The organism is Saccharopolyspora sp. (assembly GCF_017434145.1).
GTDB classification, from domain to species: domain Bacteria; phylum Actinomycetota; class Actinomycetes; order Mycobacteriales; family Pseudonocardiaceae; genus Saccharopolyspora_C; species Saccharopolyspora_C galaxeae.
This window is the reverse complement of record NZ_JAFRFW010000763.1, coordinates 1-3,118: the sequence shown is the minus strand read 5'-3', so window position 1 is coordinate 3,118 and position 3,118 is coordinate 1. Positions and strand designations below refer to the sequence as shown.

Sequence of the window (3,118 nt, the reverse complement as noted above, 5' to 3'; positions counted from 1 at the left end):
GCGGCGGCGGCAACGGCGGCGGTGACGGTGGCGATGGTGGCGACGGCAACGGCGGCGTCAGCGGCGGGCCGGGCGGATTCGGCGGCAATGGCATCGGCGGCAACGGCATCGGCGCCCCTGGTGTGGGCGGCCCGGGCGGTGGCAACGTCTGGTGACCGACGCCGGGAGCTGCGAGGTGGGCCGGTCGCGCGCCCGGCCCACCTCCGCATCAGCCCGAATTCAACGCACCCGCATCAATGCACCGAGACCAGCCCGAGCGCGAAGCCGGCCGCGATGACCACCGCGGAGACCAGCAGCGCCCATTTGATCGCGAACCGGTGCTGGTCGCCGAGATCCACCCTGGACAGCCCGATCAGCACGTACATCGCGGGCACCAGCGGGCTGAGCATGTGGATCGGCTGGCCCAGCAGCGACGCGCGGGCGATCTCCATCGCGGGGATGCCGTGCTGCGCGGCGGTCTCGGCCAGGATCGGCACGACGCCGAAGTAGAACGCGTCGTTGCTCATGAAGAAGGTGAACGGCACGCTCAGCACCGCGACCACGATGCTGAAGTACGGGAACAGCGCATCCGGCATCCCGTGCAGCAGGTACTGCGCCATCTGCTCGATCATCCCGGTGCCGGAGAGCACACCGGTGAACACCGCGGCGGCGAAGACCATCGAAACCACCGCGACGACGCTGTCGGCGTGCGCTGCGAGCCGCTCGCGCTGCTGCTTAACCGTCGGGTAGTTCACGATCAGTGCCACGCCGGTACCGATCATGAACAGCACCGCGATCGGCAGCACGCCGGTGATCAGCGCGACCAGCAGTGCGGCGGTCAGCGCCGCGTTGAACCAGATCAGCTTCGGGCGCAGGCTGTCGCGATCCGGCGCCAGCACGTCGAAATCGCCCGAGTCCGCCGAATCGCCAGTGCCCGCCGAATCGCCAGTGCCCGCCGAATCGCCGGTGCCGGCCGAAGATCCGGCGCCGGCCGCTGGGCCGGTGGCGACACCGCCGCCACCGGCGGTGACCAGCTCCGCCGACCGGGTCCGCGACTTCGCCCGTTCCCGCACGCCGAGCACGTAGGCGATGCCGAACACCGTCACCAGTCCGGCGCCCAGCGCCGGGATCATCGGCACGAACATCTCCTGCGGGTCCAGCTGCAGCACGCTCGCCGCCCGCGCGGCCGGGCCGCCCCAGGGCACGATGTTCAGGATCGCGTTGGTCATGCAGGCCAGGCCGGTCATCAGCACCGGGCTCACACCGAGCTTGCGGTAGATCGGCAGCAGCGCCGAAACGGTGATCATGAACGTGGTGGTGCCGTCACCGTCCAGCGAGACCACCGCGACCAGCGCGACCGTGCCCATGATCAGCTTCAGGGGGTCGTCGCCGGTCAGCTTGACCACCACGCGGGCGATCGGGTCGAACAGCCCGGCGTCGATCATGATGCCGAAGTAGAGGATGGCGAACATCAGCATCGCCGCCGTGGGGGCCAGCGAGGTGATCCCCTCGGTGACCATGTCGCCGAGGTCGGGCGCGAACCCGGCGAGCACCGCGAACGCGGCCGGGACCACGATCAGCGCGACCATCGGCGCGAGCCGCTTGCTCATCACCAGGTAGAGGAAGATCCCCACCATCGCCAAGCCGAGCAATGCGATCAACGCACTACCCCCTTTCCGTGACCTCGGCGTGGCCGGGGGCAACCACGACGTGGCCCGGGCAACACCGTTGTTCCAACCGGCGGAACCGTAGGGGCTCGATCCCGGGGCGGGCGAGTGTTGCCGACGTTGTCCGCCTATTCCGCGTTCACGGCGTTCTGCGCGTTTTGCTCCCTCGGTAGGGTCGGGTGCCATGTCCCGCCGCCGACCCATGCGGTTCGCCCGGCAGGTGCTCGCGCTGCAGATCGGGCTGATCGTGCTCGTCGCAGGCGTCGGTTTCGCACTCGCCGGCTCGTTGCTCGAGCGCAGCCTGGTGCACCAGTACGGGCAGCGCGCGCTGGGCGTGGCTCGCGCGGTCGCCGCCGACGCCGAGCTGGCGGCGAACGTCGCCGACCCCGCTTCGCGACCGCTGGTCGCCGAGCGGGCCGAGCGCGCCCGGCGAGCGACCGGCGCGCTGTTCATCGTGGTCACCGACGAACGCGGCATCCGGCTCTCGCACCCGGATCCGGCCCGGATCGGCCGGCCGGTGAGCACCGACCCGTCGCGGGTGCTCGCCGGCGGGGAAGTCGTCAACGTGCGGCGCGGCACGCTCGGCCCCTCGGCGCGCGGGAAGGTGCCGCTGCGGGACCCGTCGGGGCGGGTGCTCGGCCAGGTCAGCGTCGGCTTCGACGCCCAGGAGATCGACAGCACGTTCCTGCGGCTGATGAGCACCTCGGCGCTGCTGACCGGTGGGGCGCTGGTCGTCGGCGTGGCCGGTTCGACGTTGCTGACGCGGCTGCTCAAGCGGCGCACGCTGGGATTGGAGCCGCACGAGCTGACCGGCTTGCTGCGCCAGCGCGAAGCGGTGCTCTACGGCATCGGGGAGGGCGTGCTCGCGGTCGACGCCGCCGGCCGGGTTTCGGTGGTCAACGCGGAGGCGCAGCGCCTGCTGCGGATGAGCGTCGAACCGGGCACCCCGGTCGGGGCGCTCGACCTGCCGCCGCGGCTGCGCGCGGCGCTGCTGGAGCAGCGGGCCGAGGATCTGCTCACCGTCACCGAGGATCGCGTGCTGCTCGCCCGGTACCGACCGGTGCGCCGCGGCGGCACCGACCTCGGTGGTGTGGTGACGCTGCGCGACCGCACGGATCTGGAGAAGCTGACCCGGGAGCTGGAGGCGGTGCGCGGCACGGCCGACGTGCTGCGCGCGCAACGCCACGAGTTCACCAACCGGCTGCACGCGCTGTCGGGGCTGCTGCAGACCGGGCATCACGAGGACGCGGTGGAGTACCTGCAAGTGCTGTCCGCGGGCTCGGTCGCCGGACTCGGCCCGGCCGCCGCCGCGGTGCGCGATTCCTACCTGGTCTCGCTGCTGTCGGCGAAGAAGGCTGCGCTGGGGGAGAAGCGCGTGTCGTTGGAACTCGGGGAGACCAGCTGGGTTGCGACCCGTGTCGCCGCGCCGGTCGAGGTCACCACGGTCGTCGGCAACCTGGTCGACAACGCGG

2 protein-coding genes are annotated in these 3,118 nt (G+C 71.5%); one reads left to right on the top strand and one right to left on the bottom strand.

The window, feature by feature from the left end; all coding sequences use genetic code 11:
* Nucleotides 1–233 precede the first annotated feature (233 nt).
* Entirely contained in the window at nt 234–1,640 is a 1,407-nt protein-coding gene (locus IJH84_RS20730; protein ID WP_295147883.1) for a CitMHS family transporter, read from the bottom strand.
* A gap of 190 nt (nt 1,641–1,830) precedes the next feature.
* Here IJH84_RS20730 and IJH84_RS20725 point away from each other — a divergent pair.
* The coding region (locus IJH84_RS20725) for a Spo0B domain-containing protein (protein ID WP_295147880.1) at nt 1,831–3,118 on the top strand (1,288 nt) is incomplete at its 3' end.